Annotated in this window: 19 protein-coding genes; 12 read left to right on the top strand and 7 right to left on the bottom strand. The window is 65.3% G+C overall.

What is annotated here, in order from left to right:
• Positions 1 to 2: 2 nt before the first annotated feature.
• From QMG28_RS19260 to QMG28_RS19250, 3 genes are read right to left on the bottom strand one after another with little or no spacing between them, the layout of a single operon-like run.
• Positions 3 to 662, bottom strand: a complete 660-nt coding sequence (locus QMG28_RS19260; protein ID WP_281843864.1) for an RraA family protein — start codon at positions 660 to 662, stop codon at positions 3 to 5.
• Positions 662 to 1,318 (bottom strand): RraA family protein, encoded by a 657-nt coding sequence (locus QMG28_RS19255; RefSeq protein ID WP_281843863.1) that lies wholly within the window; start codon positions 1,316 to 1,318, stop codon positions 662 to 664. Before QMG28_RS19255 ends, QMG28_RS19260 begins: the two co-directional genes overlap by 1 nt.
• Positions 1,318 to 2,334, bottom strand: coding sequence for a DODA-type extradiol aromatic ring-opening family dioxygenase (locus QMG28_RS19250; protein WP_281843862.1), 1,017 nt, complete (start codon positions 2,332 to 2,334; stop codon positions 1,318 to 1,320). The genes QMG28_RS19255 and QMG28_RS19250 overlap by 1 nt, the downstream gene beginning before the upstream one ends.
• A gap of 73 nt (positions 2,335 to 2,407) precedes the next feature.
• Here QMG28_RS19250 and QMG28_RS19245 point away from each other — a divergent pair, with 73 nt between their 5' ends.
• The gene (locus tag QMG28_RS19245) at positions 2,408 to 2,557 is read left to right on the top strand and encodes a hypothetical protein (RefSeq protein WP_281843861.1); all 150 of its coding nucleotides are present in this window, start codon (positions 2,408 to 2,410) and stop codon (positions 2,555 to 2,557) included.
• A 19-nt stretch (positions 2,558 to 2,576) separates the two neighbouring features.
• Positions 2,577 to 3,776, top strand: a complete 1,200-nt coding sequence (locus tag QMG28_RS19240; protein ID WP_281843860.1) for an MFS transporter — start codon at positions 2,577 to 2,579, stop codon at positions 3,774 to 3,776.
• On the opposite strand, the gene QMG28_RS19235 is transcribed toward QMG28_RS19240, so the two are convergent.
• A complete protein-coding gene (locus tag QMG28_RS19235) occupies positions 3,773 to 5,209 on the bottom strand; it encodes an NAD-dependent succinate-semialdehyde dehydrogenase (RefSeq protein WP_281843859.1) in 1,437 nt (478 codons plus the stop codon). The two genes, QMG28_RS19240 and QMG28_RS19235, sit on opposite strands and share 4 nt — an antisense overlap.
• Positions 5,210 to 5,375: 166 nt before the next feature.
• Here QMG28_RS19235 and QMG28_RS19230 point away from each other — a divergent pair, with 166 nt between their 5' ends.
• The 9 genes from QMG28_RS19230 to QMG28_RS19190 all read left to right on the top strand — a co-directional run bounded on the left by QMG28_RS19230 (position 5,376) and on the right by QMG28_RS19190 (position 15,621).
• A complete protein-coding gene (locus QMG28_RS19230) occupies positions 5,376 to 6,398 on the top strand; it encodes an amidohydrolase family protein (RefSeq protein ID WP_281843858.1) in 1,023 nt (340 codons plus the stop codon).
• 12 nt (positions 6,399 to 6,410) lie between these two features.
• Positions 6,411 to 7,328 carry an ABC transporter permease gene (locus QMG28_RS19225; RefSeq protein ID WP_281843857.1) on the top strand — a complete coding sequence of 306 codons (918 nt, stop codon included), beginning with the start codon at positions 6,411 to 6,413 and terminating at the stop codon, positions 7,326 to 7,328.
• Between the two features lie 2 nt (positions 7,329 to 7,330).
• Positions 7,331 to 8,236 carry an ABC transporter permease gene (locus QMG28_RS19220; RefSeq protein WP_281843856.1) on the top strand — a complete coding sequence of 302 codons (906 nt, stop codon included), beginning with the start codon at positions 7,331 to 7,333 and terminating at the stop codon, positions 8,234 to 8,236.
• Between the two features lie 5 nt (positions 8,237 to 8,241).
• Positions 8,242 to 9,267: an ABC transporter ATP-binding protein gene (locus QMG28_RS19215; protein WP_281843855.1), complete on the top strand. Its 1,026-nt coding sequence runs from the start codon at positions 8,242 to 8,244 to the stop codon at positions 9,265 to 9,267.
• Positions 9,264 to 10,277, top strand: a complete 1,014-nt coding sequence (locus QMG28_RS19210; protein ID WP_281843854.1) for an ABC transporter ATP-binding protein — start codon at positions 9,264 to 9,266, stop codon at positions 10,275 to 10,277. The genes QMG28_RS19215 and QMG28_RS19210 overlap by 4 nt, the downstream gene beginning before the upstream one ends.
• A 1-nt stretch (position 10,278) precedes the next feature.
• Entirely contained in the window at positions 10,279 to 11,814 is a 1,536-nt protein-coding gene (locus tag QMG28_RS19205) for an ABC transporter substrate-binding protein (protein WP_281843853.1), read from the top strand.
• 109 nt (positions 11,815 to 11,923) lie between these two features.
• On the top strand, positions 11,924 to 13,096 hold the full coding sequence (locus QMG28_RS19200) for a 4-hydroxybenzoate 3-monooxygenase (RefSeq protein ID WP_281843852.1): 1,173 nt from the start codon (positions 11,924 to 11,926) through the stop codon (positions 13,094 to 13,096).
• 23 nt (positions 13,097 to 13,119) lie between these two features.
• Entirely contained in the window at positions 13,120 to 14,769 is a 1,650-nt protein-coding gene (locus QMG28_RS19195) for an FAD-dependent oxidoreductase (protein WP_281843851.1), read from the top strand.
• Between the two features lie 24 nt (positions 14,770 to 14,793).
• Positions 14,794 to 15,621, top strand: a complete 828-nt coding sequence (locus QMG28_RS19190; RefSeq protein ID WP_281843850.1) for an IclR family transcriptional regulator — start codon at positions 14,794 to 14,796, stop codon at positions 15,619 to 15,621.
• 76 nt (positions 15,622 to 15,697) lie between these two features.
• Here the strand turns inward: QMG28_RS19190 and QMG28_RS19185 are convergent, their stop codons facing one another.
• Both QMG28_RS19185 and QMG28_RS19180 read right to left on the bottom strand, forming a co-directional pair.
• Positions 15,698 to 16,471: a GntR family transcriptional regulator gene (locus tag QMG28_RS19185; protein ID WP_281843849.1), complete on the bottom strand. Its 774-nt coding sequence runs from the start codon at positions 16,469 to 16,471 to the stop codon at positions 15,698 to 15,700.
• 87 nt (positions 16,472 to 16,558) lie between these two features.
• Positions 16,559 to 17,518, bottom strand: a complete 960-nt coding sequence (locus QMG28_RS19180; RefSeq protein WP_281843848.1) for an amidohydrolase family protein — start codon at positions 17,516 to 17,518, stop codon at positions 16,559 to 16,561.
• 313 nt (positions 17,519 to 17,831) lie between these two features.
• On the opposite strand from QMG28_RS19180, the gene QMG28_RS19175 reads away from it, so the two are divergent.
• A complete protein-coding gene (locus tag QMG28_RS19175) occupies positions 17,832 to 18,365 on the top strand; it encodes a 3-hydroxyanthranilate 3,4-dioxygenase (protein ID WP_281843847.1) in 534 nt (177 codons plus the stop codon).
• A gap of 55 nt (positions 18,366 to 18,420) precedes the next feature.
• Here QMG28_RS19175 and QMG28_RS19170 read toward each other — a convergent pair whose 3' ends face one another.
• Positions 18,421 to 19,614: a LysR family transcriptional regulator gene (locus QMG28_RS19170; RefSeq protein WP_281843846.1), complete on the bottom strand. Its 1,194-nt coding sequence runs from the start codon at positions 19,612 to 19,614 to the stop codon at positions 18,421 to 18,423.
• Positions 19,615 to 19,821 lie beyond the last annotated feature (207 nt).

Genomic DNA, 19,821 nt, shown 5'->3' with positions numbered 1-19,821 from the left:
GCTCACGCCTTCTCGCGCGTCTGCAGCGCGTGGTAGTTCATCTTACGGCGCGCCTCGGTGATCGAATGGCCCTCGGCCACCAGCGCCCGGATCGCGTCTTCGGCAGCCTGGATACGCTCGGCCTCGGCCAGCACATCCTCTTCGCGCCCGCGCGGGATGACCACCACCCCGTCGCTGTCGCCCACCAGAAGATCGCCGGGGCAGACCCGCGCATCGCCGATATTCACCGGTACCTGCACCGCATCCACCTGCACCCGGTCCTTGCCGGTTTTCATCGAAAAGCTGCGCGAATAGACCGGGTAGCCCAGTTCAAGGCACAGATGCACGTCGCGGCAGGGGCCGTCGATCACCGTGCCGGCGAGGCCACTTGTATGGGCAAACTGGGTGAGGATATCGCCCCAGACCGTGCAATCCTCGCGCCCGCCATTGTCGAGCACCGCGACCTCGCCCGGTTTCATCTCGTCGACGTAATCGCCCACGGTGCCGGGATTGATCGGATCAATCGGCCCATAAAGCACGGTGTAGGCCCGCCCGGCGAGGCGAAAGCCGTGATCGCGCGGCTTGATCCCCCGGCAAACGCCCTCGATCCCCAGCTTGTCCATCGCGTCGGACAGGGTGGCGCAATCGAGCTTGCGGGCGCGGTCGACATTGGCATCGGTCATCATTTCGTCTCCAGCATGGTCTCGTAATCGGCGCCCATCACCTCGGTGACGGTCACGCCCGCGCGCAGATCGCGCGTCATCGCCGCCTCGCGGGCGGCAATCGCCTCGGCCTTGTCGAGCAGCGCGGCGATGGAGGCCGCCGGGATCACGACCGTGCCGGAGCCGTCGGCGACGATGTAGTCGCCATCCTCGATCCGCAGCCCGTCGATCTCGATCGGCCCGCCCGTCGCCACCTCATGCACCCGTCCACGCGCGGTGCGCGCAGTGGTGCCGCGGGCGAACAGCGCGAAGCCAAGACCGCGCGCCTCGTCGATATCGCGCACCGGCCCATCGACCACCACGCCCCGCACGCCGGCGATCTGCGCGGCGTTGGACAGCACCCCGCCCCAGCCGCCCGCGTCAATGCCGGGATGAGCAACCACGATCACCGTTTCGCCATCGGCCCCGGCAATGGCGCGCGCGCCCAGATGCACCTTCGGCGCATCGGCGGGGGCGGGCCCGGCGGCCAGTTCTACCGTGCGGATGCGCCCCACCAGCAGCCCCTCGCCCGAGAGGCGGCCAAGGCCGGTCAGCGCGGGGCCAAGCCCCAGCGCATCCATCGCGTCGGATACGGCGCAGGCATCGAGCCGCGCCAGCCTTTCCAGTTCATCCGCCATCAGTTTTTCACATCCCACCAATACATGCCCTGCGCCGTGCCGGTGCCCGCCTCCGAGCGGTAGCAGGGCACATAGGCGATCTCGTGCATTTCGGTGTCGAGCTCTTCCATCACGCCCGCCGCCGAGATCCAGCTTTTCATCTCCGAGGTGCCCGATTGCAGCTCCGAGATCGGGATGGACTTGAGAAACGCCCCGTCCTTCTCGCGCATCGCCCGCATGAAGCGATGGTCCCAATCCTCGTCGATCACGAAATGGCTCATGCCGCCGGAGCCAAAGACCACGACCCGCGCATCGCTCTTCCACGAGCGGATCGCCCGGCCCACCGTCTTGCCGAAATTGTAGGAGCGGCGCGCCGAGGGCTGGTTGGGCGGGAAAAACGTGTTCTGATAGATCGGCACCGAGGGGATCACCTTGTCGCGCATCACCTGGCGGTAGATATGGCCAAAGGCATGGCTCACGCCGTTGGTACGCGGATTGTGCGAGGGCAGCTCGGGCGAAACGGTCACGTCGAACTCGGCCTCGATCAGCGTGGAGATGATGTGGCGCGCGAGGTCCGACTGGCAATCGTATTCGCGGTAGCTGTCGGGGGCATGGCCCGCCTCGCCTTCGCGCACGCCGGGCGGCATCAGCGCGCGGCCCTCTTCGGAGGCGGGGAAATGCGGGATCTTGTCGCCGTAATAGACCATGTAGGGCGGGCTCAGATCGTCGCCGTAGATCTCATGCTGGTCATTGCCGAAGATCACCGCCACATCGGCCTTCATCGCGTCGAAGGCCTCGGCAAGCTGCTCTGTCGCAAGCTCGCAGGCGGCGTGGTTGGCCTCCATCGCGGGCATCGAGGATTTCTCGGCCAGCCCCTCGCCCTTGCGCAGTTCGATCAGCTCGTCGAAGCTGTAGACGCCGCCGCGAAACGGGTGCTTGCGCTTGCGGTCCGATTCGAGCCGGAGCAGCCACTTGTCTGGCGTCGTGTGCAGTTGCGGTCCATGCGCCGTGGTGATGACGCCAACAATGCTGGCCATTGGTTTCTCTCCCTGTTGTCTTACTCGAAGGGCCCTGTTCGCGACATGACCACCCCTCGCCGGCGCGAGGCTGTTGGCAGATCAAAAAGCAAAAATTTTCTCAAATGGCAATATCTTTTCACATGTCCTTGCCTTTTTCCGCGATCCATGCGCTTTTGGCACAGGTGGCGGCCCCGACCCGGCCCTGGCCGGGAAACACCCGCTTAAGCCACGGATTTTATGAGTAAAACCGGACCCCGAAGATGAGCGCAATTCGCCACGCAGGCTTTGCGAAATACATGGCAGCCAATGTCGTCTCCTATTCCGGGCTGTGGATCGAACGGGTCGCGCTCGGCTGGTACGCCTGGGAAACGACGCAATCGACCTTCTGGACCGGCTTCGTCGCCGTCGCCTACGTGGCGCCATCAGGCATTCTCGGGCCGTTTCTCGGCGTGCTGGCGGAAAACTGGCCGATGCGGCGGGCGGCGATTCTCGTCAATATCGCGCTCGCGCTCATTTCCACCCTGCTCTTTGTGACGGTCCGGTTTTTCGAGCCGGGCATCGTGGTGATCGCGGCAATCTCGCTGCTGATCGGCACGGCGAGCGCGGCGATGCACCCGGTGCGGCTGGTCATGGTTTCGCAGATCGTGCCGCCCGGCCTGCTTTCGGGCGCGGTCCGGCTGAACGCCGCCGCCTTCAACGTGACCCGGATCGCCGGGCCTGCGCTGGCGGGGGTGCTGATTGCCGCCATCGGCACCGAAAACAGCCTGGCGGTGAACCCGATCACCTTCCTGCCGATCATCTTCGTGCTTGCCCATATCCCGCTGGCCGAGCGCCCGCGCAGCGCCTTGCGCGCCGGCACGCCGCGGCAGGGGCTGGTCGACGGGTTGCGCTACGTGGTGCAGGACGGGCTGATCCGCTGGTGCATCCTCGCCACCTCGATCAACGCGATCTTCGTGCGCAGCGTGATCGAGATCATGCCCGCGATCACCGGCGGCGCGCTGGACGGCGACAGCCACCAGCTTGCCATTCTCACCTCTACCGCGGGGATCGGTGCGCTGGCCGCCTCGCTGGCGATGAACCTGCCGATCCTCGCCAGCCGCGACGTGTTCCGCACGACGATGGTGGCGCTGGCCGTGGGCACGCTCTCGGTAACCATCGCCGGGTTGTTCCCGGTACCGCTGGTGATGACCGGAGCGCTCGCCGCCGCCGCCGCCTCGGCCACGATTGTGGCGATCGGCACCCAGGCGACGCTGCATGTGAGCGTGGCCGAGGATTACCGCGCCCGCACCCTGACATGGTGGACCACCACCAGCTTCGGCGCCATCGCGCTCAGCGGTTTCGCACTGGGCGCTCTGGGCGATCTGGTGCCGATGTCGGCGGTGGTCGCGGGCGCGGGCCTTGCCGGGATCGCGGTGGCCGCCTGGCTCGGTTTGCGGGGCAATCCGCGTGCCTATGGCTAAGCCTGCGCGACGTATTTGGTGTTGAGGAACCCCTCCAGCCCCTCGATGCCGCCTTCCGAGCCGTGACCGCTGTCCTTTATCCCGCCAAAGGGGGTCTCCGGCCCGGTCAGCACCGCGAAGTTGACGCCGATCATCCCCGCCTCCAGCCTGTCGCTGATCTCCATCGCCGTCGCGCCCGAGGCGGTGAAGGCATAGGCCGACAGCCCGTAGGGCAGCCGGTTGGCCTCGCGGATCGCCGCGTCGAGATCGCTGAAGCGCTGGGTGACGGCCACCGGCCCGAACGGTTCCACGCTCATGATATCCGCGCTGTCCGGCACGTCGGTGAGCACGGTCGGCGCCCAGAAGTTCCCGGCATTACCGATCCGCTCGCCGCCAAGGCGCAGGCCCGCGCCCGCCTCGCGCGCATTGCCGATCAGCGCCTCCATCGCGTCGAGCCGGCGGGTATTGGCAAGCGGGCCCATCCCGGTCTCCGGGTCGAGCCCGTTGCCCACGGTGAGCCCACCGGCGATGGCCGCGAATTTCTCGACGAAGGCATCGTGGATCGCCTCATGCAGATAAAAGCGCGTGGGCGTGATGCAGATCTGCCCGGCATTGCGGTATTTCGAACGCGCCATCATCGCGGCGGCCTTGTCGATATCGGCATCGTCCATCACGATCACCGGCGCATGGCCGCCCAGTTCCATCGTCGTCTTGGTCAGCGTCTCCGCCGCCAGCCGCGACAGGTGCTTGCCGACGGCGGTCGATCCGGTGAAAGACATCTTCTTGATGACCGGCGAGGCGATCAGATGCTCCGAAATCTCCGCCGGATGGCCGAAGACCACGTTGAGCACCCCTTTGGGCAACCCGGCATCGTCCAGCGCACGGGCGAGTTCGAGGCAGCTTGCCGGGGTTTCCTCGGCGGGCTTGATGATGACGGTGCAACCGGCGGCCAGCGCCGCCGCCATCTTGCGCGACGGGATCGTGGTGGGAAAGTTCCAGGGCGTGAAGGCGGCAACCGGGCCGACCGGCTCCTTGATCACGTTGTGGCGCACGCCGGGCTGTTTCGACGGCACGATCCGGCCATAGGCGCGGCGCGCCTCCTCGGCGAACCAGTCGAAGATATCGGCGCAGGCAAGGGCCTCGGCCGTGGATTCGGCCAGCGGCTTACCCTGCTCCATCGTCGTCGCCCGCCCGATCCGCCCGGCCCGCTCGCGCATCAGATCGCCAGCCCGTCGCAGGATCCGCGCCCGGTCATAGGCCGGGGTATCGCGCCAGGCCGGAAAGGCCGCCTGCGCCGCCGCCAGCGCATCGTCCAGATCCTGCCGCGTGGCGACGGGCAGTTCGGCAACGGGCTGATTCGAGGTCGGGTCGAGCACCGGCAGCACATCGCGGTTGCCCGCCACGCGCCATTCGCCCGCTATGAACAGATGAAGATCGGGGTAATCGTCGGACACGTTGGCTTCCTCCCGGCATAAGGCTTTACGTTGCTTCACACTATCGCCCGGCGCCATTCCAGAGGCAATAAACTTTATCACGATTTGATAATTGTTGACTGCCTCCGGAAAATTTAACATGTTCACCGCAACGCGACTCGCTGCAAGCGGGCGAAGGGAGGATTACATGATCATTGATTGTCATGCGCATATGGCGGTTCCGGGAAAGCTTCCGGCATGGAAGGCGAGCCTACTGTCGCATCGCGGCGCGCATGGCCAGAAACGGCCGAGCTTCACCGAGGATGAAATCCGCACCGCCTTCACCCGCGTCGAGATGGCGGAATACGGCCATATCGAATGCCTCGACCGCGCCGGGGTGGATCATCAACTGCTCTCGCCGCGTCCGTTTCAACTCATGCATTCCGAAGAGCCCAAGCAGCTCGTCCACTGGTACGTTTCGGTGGTGAACGATCTCATCGCTCAGCAATGCGCGCTCTATCCGGGCCGCTTCACCGGCATTGCCGGCCTGCCGCAGACCGGCGACAGCCCGATCGAGGAGAGCCTGCCGGAACTGGAGCGCGCGGTGAAGGATCTCGGCTTCCGCGGTTGCCTGATCAACCCCGACCCGTTCGAGAACAATGGCCGCAAGGCCCCGCCGATGGGCGACCGCTACTGGTATCCGCTCTACGAAAAGCTGTGCGATCTCGACGTGGTGGGCCATATCCACTCGGCCAGTTCCCGGCTGATGCCGCGCGAGCCCTATTCGCTGCACTTCATCAACGAGGAAACCACCGCCGTCTACGGGCTGTGCAAATCCACCGTGCTCGACGATTTTCCCGATCTGAAGATCCTCGTCAGCCACGGCGGCGGCGCGATCCCCTACCAGGTGGGCCGGTTCGACGCCACCAGCGTGCCGCGCAAGGGCATGGACGTGGCCGGCAAACGGTTCAGCGACCGGCTGCGCAAACTCTACTTCGACACGGTGCTCTATTCGCGCGAAGCGATCGAGCTTCTGGTCAAGGTCGTCGGCCCCTCGCAATGCCTCTATGGTGCCGAGATGCCGGGCGTGGGCTCGTCGATCAACCCCGATACCGGGATGGCCTTCGACGATCTGGTGCCGCTGATCCGCGAGATCGACTTCATCACCGAAGACGAAAAGGCCGACATTCTCGGCAACAACGCCAAGCGGGTCTTCGGACTCGCCCTGTAAGGAGGCATCCCCGTGGGATCCTACGTTCTCAAACGTATGATCGTCGCCTTCGCCGTGGCGGTGGCGGTGTCGATCATCAGTTTCGCGCTGCTGCGGATGTCGGGCGATCTCGCCACCATCCTCGCCGGCGATGGCGCGACGGCTGAGGACGTGGCGGCCATCGCCCATGCCCACGGGCTCGACCGGCCCTTCGCGGTGCAATATGTCGACTGGCTGGTCAACGTGCTCAAGGGCGATCTGGGCAAGTCGCTCTTCACCGCCGAGCCGACGATGGACATGATCCTCGCCGCTGCGCCGGTAACGTTTCAGCTTTCGCTCTACAGCCTGATCCTCGCGCTGGTGGTCTCGGTTCCGCTCGGCGTGGCGGCGGCGGCCAATCCAAACAGCTGGATCGACCGCTTTTCGCTGTTCGTCGCCGTCTCGGGCAAGGCGATCCCCAGCTTCTGGCTGGCGCTGCTGATGATCTACTGGCTCGGCGTGCAATGGCGGCTCCTGCCGATCTCGGGCGCCGGAAGCTGGAAAAACCTGGTGATGCCGGTGGTCGTGATGGCCGTCTCGGTGATGCCGCAACTCATGCGCCTGACCCGCTCGGGCATGCTCGACACGCTTGAATCGCAATATATCCGCATGGCCTGGGCCAAGGGGCTGGCGCCGCGCACCGTCTTTTTCAAACACGCGCTGCGCAATGCGATCCTGCCGGTTGTCTCCGTCTCGGCGATCTCGCTCGGCTTCATGCTCGGCGGCTCGGTGGTGGTGGAGACGATCTTCGCGATCAACGGCATCGGCGCGCTGGCCTACAAGTCGATCATCCGGATCGACTTTCCGGTGGTTCAGGCGATCCTGTTCTTCCTGTCCTTCATCTACATCCTGCTCACCCTCGCCGCCGACCTGATCAACATGTGGCTCGATCCGCGGATCAGAGTGAAATGACCATGCCCGAACGTCCCCCCTCCTCCGAAGACATGGCCGAAATCATGCCGCTTTCGCCGGCGCGTCAGGCGCTGCTGCAGGCGCGCGGCCATGTCGGCCTGCTGGTCGGCCTGTTCGTGCTGCTCGTCGTCATGGTGAGCGCCATCTTCGCCCCCATCGTCGCGCCGCACGATCCTTACGTGCAGGAGATCGCCACCAAGCTCAGCCCGCCGGTCTGGCAGGAAGGCGGCGACTGGGCGCATATTCTCGGCACCGACGGGCTTGGGCGCGACATCCTCTCGCGGCTGATCTACGGCGCGCGGGTGACGCTGATCGCGGGCGTCGGCGCGGCGATCATCTCGGGCATCATCGGCACGATCATCGGCATGTGCGGCGGCTATTTCGGCGGCCGGGTAGACGATTTCGTGGTTTTCCTGATCAACGTGAAGCTGGCGATGCCCGGCATCCTGATCGCGCTGTCTCTGGTGTCGATCTTCGGCGGCTCGCTGGTCACGATCACCCTGATCCTCGGGCTGTTGTTCTGGGACCGCTTCGCCGTGGTCGCGCGCACCACCACGCAGCAGCTGTCCAAACGCGATTTCATCACCGCCGCCGAGGTGGCCGGCGCCTCGTCGCGCTGGATTCTGATGCGCGAGATGCTGCCCAACCTGATGAACCAGATCATCGTCGTGGCCTCGCTGGAAATGGCGCTGGCGATCCTCGTGGAAGCCACGCTCTCCTTTCTCGGCCTCGGCATCCAGCCGCCAACGCCGAGCTGGGGCCTGATGATCTCGGAAGGCCGCACGCTGATGTTTGCCAAGCCCTACCTAATCATGATCCCCGGCATCGCGATCTTCGCGCTGGTGGTGGCGATCAACCTGATCGGTGACGGGCTGCGCGACATCACCTCGCCGGAAGGAAAGGGGTGAGCGCGATGCCGACGACGACCCAGAAACGCCCGCTTCTTGAGGTGCGCAACCTCTCCACCCGGATCGGCGCCAGCCACGGCACGATCACCGTGGGGCGCGATATCAGCTACGAGCTCAATCCCGGCGAAACCCTCGCCATTGTCGGCGAGAGCGGCTCGGGCAAATCGGTCAACACGATGGCGCTGGTCGGCCTGCAGCCGAAACGCGCCACGGTGACCGCCGACAAGCTCGCCTTCGAAGGGCGCGATCTACTCACCCTGCCCCGCGACCAGATGCGCACGATCCGCGGCAACGAGATCTCGGTCATCTTTCAGGACCCGATGACCTCGCTGAACCCGGTGCTGACCGTGGGCGAACAACTGATCGAGGTCTACCTCGCCCACGGCCTCGGCACCCGCGCCGAGGCCGAGGAGCGCGCCATCTACCTGCTGGAGCGGGTCGGGATGCGCAACGCGGCGGCGCGGATGCGGCAATATCCGCATCAGCTTTCGGGCGGTCTGCGCCAGCGGGTGGTGATCGCCATCGCCATGATGTGCAAACCCAAGCTCATCATCGCCGACGAACCCACCACCGCACTCGACGTGACGGTGCAGGCGCTGATCCTGTCGCTGCTGCGCGAGTTGCAGGACGAGTTCAAGATGGCGCTGATCCTCATCACCCATGATTTCGGCGTGGTGGCGAGCATCGCCGACCGCGTGCTGGTGCTCTATGCCGGCGGCGTGGTCGAGAGCGGCCCGGCGAAAGACGTGATCGCCAACCCGGCCCATCCCTATACAAGCGGCCTGCTCAATTGCATCCCCCGGATGGAAGACGACGACCGCGGCCAGCCGCTCAACACCATTCCCGGCATGGTTCCCTCGCTCGCGGGCAACCTGCATGGCTGCCTCTTCCGCAACCGCTGCGCGCTGGCCGAACCCGCCTGCGCCTCGGACCCGATCCCTGAGGTCGCCGTGGGCGCAGGCCGCATGGCGCGCTGCATCCATGCCGATGCGATCCTTGCCGAAACCCGCGCACAGGAGGGCGGACAATGAGTGGCCTGCTCGAAATCCGCAATCTGCGCGTGCACTTCCCGATCGGCGGCGGGCTGTTCAGCAAGCCCAAATTGCTGCGGGCGCTGAATGGCATTTCGCTCGACGTGCAGGAGGGCGAGGTGCTTTCCATCGTCGGTGAAAGCGGCTGCGGCAAATCCACCCTCGCCAACGCCATCCTCGGCATCCAGAAGCCGACCTCGGGCAAGGTGCTGTTCGAGGGCAAGGAAATCCACCACCAGCGCCGGCGCGACATCGCCGAGCGCATCCAGCCGATCTTTCAGGACCCGCAATCGGCGCTGAATCCGCGCAAGACGGTCAAGGACCTGATCGCCATGCCGCTGCGCGTGCGCGGGGCGCACTCGGCCAAGGAGATCGGCCGGACGGTGGACGAGATCATGGAGCTTGTCGGCCTGCCGCAGCGGCTCGGCCATTCCTACCCCACCGCGCTCTCGGGCGGCCAGCGCCAGCGCATCGCCATCGGTCGCGCGCTGGTGACCCGGCCCAAGCTCATCGTCTGCGACGAGCCCACCTCGGCGCTCGACGTGTCGATCCAGGCGCAGATCCTCAACCTGCTGGCCGATCTGCGCGCCGAGCTGAACCTGACCTACGTGTTCATCAGCCACGACCTTTCGGTGGTGCGCCATATCTCCGACCGGGTGGCGGTGATCTATCTCGGCCGCATCGTCGAGCTTGGACCGGCCGACGATCTGCTCGACGATCCCCTGCATCCCTACACCCGCAAGCTGCGCAGCGCGCATCTGTCGACCGCACCGCACCAGGAACTGCCCAAGCCCGTGTTCAAGGGCGGCTTCCCCGACCCGACCAACCCGCCGCTCGGCTGCCATTTTCACCCGCGCTGCTTCGACGCGCTCGAGGTCTGCGAAACGCACGTGCCCGGCAGCGTCCGGCGCGGGCGCAGCGACGTGGCCTGCCACCTGTATACCGGGCTCGGAACGCCCGGCGACGACATGACCGAAATCCGCAGAACAGGATCAACAGAGGAGGAGTGATATGTTTCTGAAAAAGAGCCTTCTGGGGGGCATTGCCCTCTCGGCGCTCACCGGCGCGGCAGCCCTCGCGGGCCCCGATGACGGCACGCTGAACATGGCCTTTTCGTTCCCCATCGAGGGGATCGACGAGGTCTACGACCCGAAGCCGGAGACCGACTTTTCGGCCTCCGCCGTCTTCAACAACCTCGCCGCCTACGACCCCAACACCGGCACCTATTCCGGCGTTCTGGCGAGCGACTTCACCCCGGTCGACGATGTAACCTGGGATATCGCGCTGCGCGAGGGCATCACCTTCCACGACGGCTCGGCCTTCAACGCTGAAGATGTGGCCTATACGCTCAACTTTCTGGTCGACCCGGAAGCCCGCTTCCCGTCGAAGGCGCGCTACAGCTTCATCGACAATGCCGAGGTGGTCGACGATTACACAGTGCGCGTGCACCTCAACCGGCCCTATGCCGCGATCATGGCGCGCTTCGCCACCGGGATGCCGATGTATCCCTCCGATCTGCACGGCGCGCTTGAAGACAAGGCACTCTGGGGCAAGACCCCGGTGGGCACCGGCCCCTATCGCGCCGTCGAGGTCAGCTCGGAAACCGGGCTCGTGCTTGAGCGCTACGAGGATTACACCGTTGGCGATAAGCCCGAGATCGAGCGCATCGTGATCCGCCCGATCCCCGACGCCCAGTCGCAGATCGCCGAACTGCTGACCGGCGGGATCGACATCTTCGCCGCCTCCAGCTCCGACGTCATCACCTCGGTGGACGGGATGCCGGGTGTGACCACCACCGTGTCGGAAGACCTGTCCTTCCTCTACGTGATGATTGATGCGGCCGGCCGCTCGGGCAATACCCCGCTCACCGATCTGAAAGTGCGTCAGGCCATCGCCCACGCGATAAACCGCGAGGAAATCCGCACCAACCTGACCGGCGCGCGCGACGAAGCCCCGGCGATGGACCGGCTTTGCTTCGCCCGCCAGGTGGATTGCCCCGCTGGCGGCAGCCCGGCCAGCTACGATCCCGATACGGCGCGCGCGCTGCTCAGCGAGGCGGGCTATGGCGACGGGTTCGATCTGACCATCACCACCACCAGCAACATGCAGCAATTCGCCGACGCGGTGGCCGGTTACCTGCGAGCCGTGGGCATCCGCGCCGGCGTGAAGACCGAAACCATCGGCGCCTACCGCAAGTCGCGGGCCGATGGCGCGCTGGAAGTGACGGTGATGTTCTTCACCCATGCCGGGATGCCGGATGCGGGCTATTCGCCGACCTTCTACTTCGGTAACGCCTCCAGCGACTATACCGGCGATCCGCGCTTTGCCGACATGGCCCTGCGCGCCGACAGCGAAGCCGGCGAGACGCGGCTGGCGACGCTGACCGAACTTTACGACCTGATGGACAGCGAAGCCGTTCTGTTCCCGCTCTCGGCCAACCCGATCGTCTTCATCCACAACGAAGGCGTCGCACTCGACAAGACCGACCGTGGCGGGCTGCTGAACCCCTACGGCATCTCGGCCCATAACGTCGCCTGGAGCGAATAATCCCAACCGGTCCGGCGGGGCATCCCCTCGCCGGACCACGCCCGGCCCCCGCCCGAGGCATCGCGGCACATTCCGCACCCTCCTGTAATACGAAGAAAAGGCTGTCAAAATGCATACTCAAGTGGCCATCATCGGCGCCGGCCCCGCGGGGCTTCTGCTGGGTCGGATTCTCCAGTCGCACGGGATCGGCACCGTCATCCTTGAGCGCCGGAGCCGCGACTACGTGCTGGCGCGGGTGCGTGCCGGGATGCTCGAACAGGGCACGGTTGACACCTTGCGCGAATATGGCGTGGCCGAGCGGCTCGACGAAATGGGCGTGGCCCACCCGACGATGCAGTTTCTCTGGAACGGCGTGCGCCGCGACGTGCCGCTGGAAGACGAAGATGGCCGCCGGTTGACCAATTACGGCCAGAGCTACGTGGTCGAAGACCTGATCAAGCACCGCGAGGCGGATGGCCTGCCGATCGTCTTCGAGGCCGAGGTTTCCTCGCTCGACGGGATCGAAGACAGCCCGAGCGTGACCTATTCGGTCGATGGTGAAACCAAAACGCTCACCTGCGATTTCATCGCCGGGTGCGATGGCTATCTCGGCGTGTCGCGCCGCAGCCTGCCGGGGGCCGAAGCGGCCTCCTACCTCAAGGAATTTCCCTTCGCCTGGTTCGGCATCCTCGCCGAAGCCACGCCGAACCCGCATACCCGCGGCTTTTCCAACACCCCGCGCGGCCTTGCCGTGAGTTCCGCCCGCTCGGCCACCCGTTCGCGGCTCTATCTGCAGGTCGACCCCGAATTCGACATCACCTCGATGAGCGATGACGAGATCTGGGACGAGCTTGACCGCCGCCTGTCCGATCAGGACGGCAACAAGGTCACCCGTGGCCCGATCATCGAAAAGAGCGTGGCCCGCCTGCGCGCTTTCGTCTGCGAGAAGATGCGCCACGGCAAGCTGGCCATCGCCGGCGACGCGGCGCATATCGTGCCGCCGAGCGGCGCCAAGGGGCTCAACCTCGCCGTGGGCGATGTGCGCCTGCTCGGCGAGGCGATCCGCCGCCACCTGCTCGACAAGGACGACGCGCTGCTCGACGATTATTCGCGCCTCGCGCTGGAGCGGATCTGGCCGACGGTGCATTGGTCCTGCCTGATGTCGGAAGCCTTCCACACCTTCCCCGGCCAGACCGAATTCGACACCCGCCGCCAGCACCAGACACTCGATTTCTGGGCGCATGACGAGATCGGCAACCGCTGGTTCCGCGAGGCCATGCTTGGCCTGCCCTACGCGGTCTGAGCCAGTCACGGAGCGATGGACAGATGACAGAGCTTTCCACCCAGGTCGTCGTCATCGGCGGCGGGCCGGTCGGCATGGTTTCGGCAATCGACCTTGCCCGGCGCGGCATCGACGTGGTGATGCTGGAAACCCGCCACGCGGGCGAGCCGCCAAGCGTGAAGTGTAACCACGTCTCGGCCCGCACGATGGAGATCTTCCGCCGCCTCGGCTTTGCCGACATCGTGCGCAATGCGGGCCTGCCGGCGGATTACCCGCATGACGTATCCTACCGGACCACCTCGATCGGCCCGGAGATCACCCGCATCCGCATCGCCTCCCGTGCGGAGCGCTTCACCGAGGCCGATACCGGCTGCGACAGCACCTGGCCCACGCCCGAGCCGCCGCACCGGATCAACCAGATCTTCCTTGAGCCGCTGATGGCGGCGGAAGTGGCGAAATACGACCGGATTACCGCGCTCTACCGCACCGAGATGACCGGGTTCGCCCAGGACGGGAGCGGCGTGACCGTCACCGCGCGCGACCTCGACAGCGGCGAGACGGTGAGCGTTCGCGCCGATTACATGATCGGCTGCGACGGCGGAAGATCGCAGGTTCGCAAGGGGATCGGCGCGCAGCTCGAAGGCGATGCGGTGATCCAGCGGGTGCAGTCGAGCTACATCCGCGCGCCGGGGCTGATCGAGCAGATGCAGGCGGGCCGCGCCTGGGCGATGTTCTCGATGAACCCGCGGCGCGTCGGCAATGTCTATTCCATCGACGGCAAGGAAACCTGGATCGTCCACAATTACCTCAAGCCCGACGAGCCGGACTTCGACAGCGTCGACCGCGATGCCGGCATCCGCGCCATTCTCGGCGTCGGCCCCGAGTTCCACTACGAACTTCTGAACAAGGAAGACTGGTTTGGCCGCCGCCTCGTGGCCAACAAGCTGCGCGAGGACCGGGTGTTCATCAGCGGCGACGCCGCGCATCTCTGGGTGCCCTATGCCGGATACGGCATGAATGCCGGGATCGCCGACGCCACCAACCTCACCTGGATTCTCGCCGCCCATATCAACGGCTGGGCGCCCGAGGGCATTCTCGCCGCCCATCAGGCCGAGCGGCTGCCAATCACCGAGCAGGTGAGCCACTTCGCGATGAACCACTGCATCGCCATGGCCTCGCAGCGCAGCGAAGTGCCGGCGGATATCGAGGAGACGACGCCGGAGGCCGAAGCCCACCGCGCCGCCTTCGCCCGCGAGGTCTACGATCTCAACGTAGCGCAATATTGCTGTGGCGGCCTCAACTTCGGCTATTACTACGACGCCTCCCCGATCATCGCCTATGACGGCGCATCCCAGCCCGGCTACACGATGAACACCTTCACCTCGTCCATCGTTCCCGGCTGCCGCGCACCTCACCTGTGGCTTGAGGGTGGACAATCGCTTTATGATGCGCTGGGAGACGGCTACAATCTGCTGCGGTTCGACTCGTCCATCGAGGCCGGGCCGCTGGAAAGCGCCGCACAGGAGGTGGGTTTGCCATTGCAGGTTGTCGACGTGGTCACCGAAGACCCGCTGCGCGAGGTCTACAGCGCCCCGCTGGTGCTGGTGCGCCCCGACCAGCACGTTGCCTGGCGTGGCGACCGGCTGCCCCCCTCCCCCCGCGAGCTGGTCGACCGGCTGCGCGGCGCGGCCTAGGAGCGACTGAGGACGAGAAAGCGGATGCGTGACGAAGACCAGACAGACGGACCGGAGCTGACCGGCGACGGCGAGGCCGCCGACGGGTCGGGCAAGTCGAGCCTGGAAAAGGCCCTGAGCATTTTCGACATGTTCGAGCAGGGCCGCTTCGCACTCACACTGGAAGAGATCGCGGCGGAGATGGATGTCGCCGTGCCCTCCTGCTACCGCTACCTCAAGGTGCTGAGCGATGCGGGCTTCATCATCCAGTCGACCACCGGGGCCTATACGATCGGGCCCCGGATTTCGCTTCTGGAATACCAGATGCGCTCGAACGATCCGCTGATCGCCGAGGCTGCGCCCTTCGCCAACAAGCTGGTCGGCGCCTATCCCGGCACCGCCCATGTCACCCGCGCCTATCGTGACGAACTTGTCTGCATCTATCGCTGCAAATCCGAGGGCGACACGCGCGACATGTTCCACCGGGGCCGCGCGATGCCGAAGGTCCGGGGCGCGCATGCGGGCATCCTGCAGGCCTTCACCTCGCGCTACCGGCTGAAAAAACTCTACGAGGAAAACACCGAGGAATTCGCGGCCCTCCCCTATGGCGGCACCTTCAGCGATCTGAACGCGGCCCTCGCCCGGGTGCGGCGCGAGAAGGTCAGCATGGAGATCGGCACCCACCGCCCGGATTCGGTCGGCATCTGCGCCCCGATCCTGAGCGATCAGAAACTGCTGCTCGGCAGCCTCTCCTTCACGTTCGAGATCGGCGCGGTGGACAATCAGGACTATGAGGCGCTGAAAAATGCGGTTGCCGCCTACGGGCAGGACATCAGCGCGCGCATGGCCGAGGTGTCTCCGAAGGACGCCTAGGCTCTGCCTGGCGGGCGTTGTGACACTTCGGCATGTGGCCCGTTTTCGGCGCGGGTCAGCACCAATCGGCTCCAAGTTAGGCTTGCTCGTTTCCTGCCTCGATTGCCTGCCCCCCGGCAGCGTCGTCACCTGCGTGAAACAGCGCCTTGGACAGATGGCTTGCCGCATTCCTGATATGGACCTTGAGCAGTTCTGCCGCGAGCGTGGCGTTGCGGCTCATCGCAGCGTCGAACAGGGCTTTGTGCTCCTGAATCAGCCGCTCCATCGGCACCGCGCGCATCTCCACCGCCGGGCGACGGTAGCGCTCGGCCTGATCGGCGAGAGCGGTGATGAAATTGAGCAGCCACGGCGAGCCGCAATTCTCGACCAGCGCGAAGTGGAAGCGTTGATTTTCGTGCTCCCAGATGCCGCCGCTGTCGTCGGGCGCCCGGTCAAGCGCGCTCTCGACCCGCGACAGGCGGTGGAACGCAGCGGCCACGTTGCCTTCCCATGCGAGCGTGGCATTGGCAATGGAGCGTTGCAGCGCCTCGGGTTCCAGCAGAAGGCGCATATTGACGATGTCGCGGTACTCTTCCTCGGAAATCGGCGCGACCCGAAAGCCCCGTTGGCCCCGCGCGATCACCAGCCGGTCGGCCGCCAGGCGCGACAGGGCTTCGCGCAGCGGACTCGTGCCGAAGCGGAAGCGTTCGCGCAGGCCATCGAGCAGCAGCTTTTCGTTGGGCGCGAGTTGGCCGGTGATGATCGCCTCGCGGATCCGGTGATAGGCCGCCTCCGACTGGGTGGCGAAGGTCGGCTCGGTCGCGTCATCGCCGCGGCCCTGAGCCGGTGCACTGGTGGCGGTTTCATCCATTCCGGGAGGCTCCATCGTCTGGGTTCCGCGAAAATATCGAAGTTCTTGCGAATTTGTAAGGCGCTTCCCGCCGCGCGGCGCGGGGGCCTACATCCTCGCCGCCAGCGTCGGCATCAGTCGCAAGGCGTTTTCGCGCCGGATCGCGGCAAGGGCATCGTCTGGCAAGGCGAGCGCATCCAGCCCGGTCACCGTCGCCGTCATCGTATCTTCGGGCGCGAAGGGATAATCGCTCGCGAAGAGGATCTGCTCGGGCGGGAAAAGCTCAAGCAGCGAGGGAAACACGCTACGATTGGCCGACAGCGCGGTATCGACATAGAGGCGCTGCATCAGGTTGCGCGCACCTTCGGGCACGGCGGCGCGGAAGTCGGGGCGGCGTTCGAGCCGGGCAATGCGATCGGCGAGGAAGGGCAGCGCGCCGCCGGCATGTGACAGGATGATCCTGCTGCGGCTGAGGCGAGAGAGCACCCCTTCGAACAGCAGGCTCAGCACGGCGCGGGTGGTGTCGAAGGGGAAATCGAGCGTCGCGGCGGGAATGCCCGGCAGGTATTGCGGCCCCGGCGTGGCAACCGGATGCATATGCACAACGGTGCCGCGATGCTCCAACTCCTGGAACAGCTCGCGGAAATCGGCATGGCCGGGATAGCGCCCGTCATAGCTCGTCATCAGGCAGACGCCGTCCGCCCCCAGCTCATCGAGCGCATATTCCAGCTCGCGCAGGCTGGCTGCAATATCGGGCATCGGCAGGCTTGCAAACATGCCGAACCTGCCCGGATGATCGGCGCAGGCGCGCGCGGCGTAGTCGTTGCACAGCCGCGCCAGGCGGCGGGCCTCCTGCGGTGTTTCGGAGGGAAAGGCGGGGGCCGAGATCGAGGTGACGGCAAGGGCGATCCCGTTGCGGTCCATCGCCTCGACCGAGATCTGCGGCGTCCACACCGGCACCTTGCCCGAGACCAGAAGCGAGCCGATCGCCTCGGCCCCGACAGCGTCGACATAGGCCGGCGGCAGGATGTGGTGCTGGACGTCAATGGCCCCGGTCCGGTCGGTCATAGGTGTCAGATTCCCGTCACTGTCTGAGTTCTGCGATGCTCGAGTCGCGTGATAATATCGAAATTTTTTAGCAAATGTGAAAAACTGTTGTCGATAGCCGGATTTGACAATCCATATTTTTCTCTTTTAAAACATCATGAAGTTGCGGTTTTTGGTCGATTTTCACCTGCGCACCAAGAAGCATCCGCGAAGAAATCAGTTTACAAAATCGAAATTCATTGCATCCTTTCACCCGAAGGCGTCGGACAAGATGCCCGTGCCGCAGGGCGGCACGCTGCGAGTTGCGATCCCGACCGGAAGAAAGCGAGGGCCTATGTACACACGTTCCATGCATGATGCGCCGGTCGTCATGATCGAAGAGGTGGGCCGCGAGCTTGAGAAGGAAGGCAAGCGCGTCAGGGTGCTCTGGCAGGAGAACGACGCCCTCACCTTCGTGGCGCGCGGGCGCGAATACCGCAGCGAGTTTCACGTCAACCCGAGTGACGAGATCATGTACATGATCCGTGGCCAGATGAACCTTCACATCCGCACGCCCGAGGGCGACGAAAAGATCGTCGTCGTCCCCGAAGGCGGGCTGAACTTCACCCCCGCCGGGATGCCGCATTCGCCCCGCTTTCCGCCGGAGGCGCTGCTTCTGGTCTCCGAGCGCAAACGCCGCCCCGGCGAGGCGGACCGATTCCGCTGGTATTGCCCCGAATGCGACGCCTTCCTGCATGAAGAAAGCGCCGAGGTGACCGACTATCGCAGCGATCCGGTCTCGCAAGCCTACAAGCGCTTCTTCGACAGTGAGGAATTTCGCACCTGCAAGGAATGCGGCCACGTCATGCCCGCCGCGCAGAACACCTGACCGCGGCGCCCGGCCGCCGTTCGGTAAGGGCGCAACTCCGGCGCGCTTTGCCCCGTCAGGGCAGATGCTCGCGCAGTGTCGATATGAACAACTGCACGATTTCATCGTCCTGCGCCGCCACCCGCGTGGTCACCCCGATGGCGGTGCGGTTGTCCGGCAGATCGAGCGCGACCCGGCGCAAGCCATCGGGCAGGTTTGCAAGATAGCTCTTGGCGTAACTCAGCAGAGCGATGGAATCCGAGCGAATGATGAGTTTCTCAGCGCTGCTGAACGACAGCATCTCGCAGGTTTGCGCGGGGGGAATTTCGCCCTCCGTCGCGAAGAGCCGCTCGAAATAGCTGCGCGCCGGGGTGCCGTGCTGGGCGATGATCCAGCGCTCTTTGCTCAGGCTGGTCAGCGTCGGCGGCTTGTCGTGGCAAGGGTGATCGGCCCGCGCCATCAGCGTATATTGTTCGTCATACAGATAGGTTTCGACCAGATCGCGGTACGGCACCGGGTTGCGCAGGATGCCGACGAAACAGTCGATCTCGCCATGCCGCAGAGCCTCGACCAGCATATCGTAGCTGCCGGGCACCGCCACGAACCGCAGATCGGGATGCTCGCGCGAAAGCTGGCCAAAGGCGATGGCCACGGATTCCTGCCCCGAGAAGGGCAGCATTCCCACAGCGAGGCGCCCGACGAGCCCTTTGCCATGCAGGTTCAGAAGCGGCTTGATCCTGGCCAGCTCGCGGTTCACCCCGTCGCGCAACTGCGCCAGCCGGTCGGCCTGCGGCGTGGCGATGAAGCCGCCGCGCCGGCGCTCGAACAGATCCTGCCGGCAATGGCTCGAAATCGCGGAAACCGCCCGGCTGACAGCGGGCTGGGTGATGCCGAGCCGGGTCGATGCCGCCGACACGCTGCCCGAGCGCGTCACCGCCGCCACCGCTTCGAGCTGGTGCCAGCGCAGATAATTGATCAGCAACGGACGGGTGCCGGACATCGCCTCGATCTCGTCCTCGGCCTCTTCGACCAGACGCAACACATTGGTGCAGGAGCGCAGCACCGGCTCGCAGCGCGCGGTCGGCTCGGTGCCGCCCCAGCCGCGCTGGAACAGCGGCACACCCAGTTCGGCCTCGGCCGACGCAACGGCGCGCGACACCACCGATTGAGTCGTATTCAACGCTTCGGCGGCCTGCCCAAATCCATGGGTCTGGGCAACCGCGTTGATTGCACGAATTTGCTTGAGTGAGAGTACGGGTTGCGGGCGCATGGCCCTATTATTACCAATTTGTAGCCACTTATACAATAAAGGCATAAGTTTGGGCTTTTTCATGTGCTACCAATGTATTGCGGCACCCAATCGCATGTGAAGAGTGACATGGGTTCTCGGCAAACGCTCGGCCTGTGGGGGGCCGGCAGGGAGCACGACCGGCCCGGCGATTTCGGGCCGCCCTTCCGACTGGAAAGGATCCTTGCC

The organism is Sinisalibacter aestuarii, from assembly GCF_027923545.1.
Lineage (GTDB): Bacteria > Pseudomonadota > Alphaproteobacteria > Rhodobacterales > Rhodobacteraceae > Sinisalibacter > Sinisalibacter aestuarii.
Note: the sequence above shows the minus strand (reverse complement) of the source record. Positions and strands in the feature narration are given on the sequence as shown.